The sequence below is a fragment of the Plebeiibacterium sediminum genome, assembly GCF_026013605.1.
Taxonomy (GTDB): domain Bacteria; phylum Bacteroidota; class Bacteroidia; order Bacteroidales; family Marinilabiliaceae; genus Saccharicrinis; species Saccharicrinis sediminus.
Genome location: NZ_JAPDPJ010000205.1, coordinates 1 through 1,280, shown reverse-complemented (window position 1 = coordinate 1,280; position 1,280 = coordinate 1). Strand labels below are relative to the sequence as shown.

The following is a 1,280-nucleotide window of genomic DNA, read 5'->3' as shown; positions in this document are numbered from 1 at the left end:
ATTCAAAAGCTATTAGAAATCCAACGTGGTTGGATCAACTACTTTAAACATGCAAATATCATTACGAAACTGGAGAAACTTGATGGTTGGCTTCGTAATCGACTCAGATATTGTATCTGGCATCATTGAATTGGAGCGTAGCGAAAATCATGAACGCCTTAAAATATAAAATGTATGTGAATAAATTAACCTGAACGTAAACGGAAAAACCTGATCCGTTTAGGCGTTGACCTTGATCATGCTTATGCATGGAGCCGGAGCCGAATTGAGGAACGAAATCACGAATACCAAAACTAATAAACAATTTATGAGTAATGGGTGGTTTGGGCAATTGCTCAGAGTCCTATTTTAGGAACAACCATAACCATAGAACGACTTCAAAAACGAGGCTATATTGCTTTATCTGATATGTATAATCAATTGCACTCTATGCTAGCTTCAAATGCTCATTCATTATTCCCCATGATGTAAGGAACCGCCTAGTACGAGAACCGTATACTAGGTAGTGTGAGAGCTTCTACACTAGGCTTTTAGTCTAGTGGCCTGCTACTCAATTGTGCCCAGTACTTCTTTCACTTATTCTTTTTACCATTTTTCATCTATTCTTAAATATTTTCTAATATCCTCATTGAGTTTGTTAAGAGTCTCTCTATGATGAACTCTGCTATGATTGAAATTATTATATACACCAATTGGGTCAAACTTTGGAGCATTTCCTTTATTAAAATATTCTTTACTAAAATCAATCATAAAACACTCTAATTCACCCTTTAAAATTGTCCTGAGATTATTGTTAATGTCATTAAATAATTCATTCAACGTTTTTTGAATACTCGAAGGCATAAAAGGGTCGTCTTTAAATTCAGAAATTTGTTTTGTAAAATCAGAGTGTCGTTTTGTAAGATATATTTTTTCAATATCTATTTCTCCCTTTTTCAAATTCTCAAATTTTTCAGCTCCTAAATCTTTAATCTTTGAGGATTGCTCATTTTTCTCTTTAAACGTTCCTATTATCTCAACATCTCTGAGAACATTACTTTTTCCACAAGGAATCCATCCTGCTGAGTCTTTTTGAATTTGCTTAAAAATTTCTTCTTGCTCTTTGAAAACAAATCCATATTCTCTTAATGTTAACAGTACATTTATCTGAACTATATTAACGTAGTCAAGTCCAAAATCAAAGGATTGGAACTGCTATCTTTACCAAGACACAGAGTTAAGCTTGTAATGATTAAATTTACAAGGATATGAAAAAAGAAAGAAGACAATTTGATAAAGCC

The 1,280-nt window shown here is 33.0% G+C and carries 2 protein-coding genes; one reads left to right on the top strand and one right to left on the bottom strand.

Annotation, left to right across the window (positions count from 1 at the left end):
- The gene (locus OM075_RS26220) at positions 1-129 is read left to right on the top strand and encodes a group II intron maturase-specific domain-containing protein (protein WP_363321660.1); all 129 of its coding nucleotides are present in this window, start codon (positions 1-3) and stop codon (positions 127-129) included.
- Between the two features lie 456 nt (positions 130-585).
- Here the strand turns inward: OM075_RS26220 and OM075_RS25065 are convergent, their stop codons facing one another.
- Positions 586-939, bottom strand: a complete 354-nt coding sequence (locus OM075_RS25065) for a hypothetical protein (protein WP_301193305.1) — start codon at positions 937-939, stop codon at positions 586-588.
- Between the last annotated feature and the right edge of the window lie 341 nt (positions 940-1,280).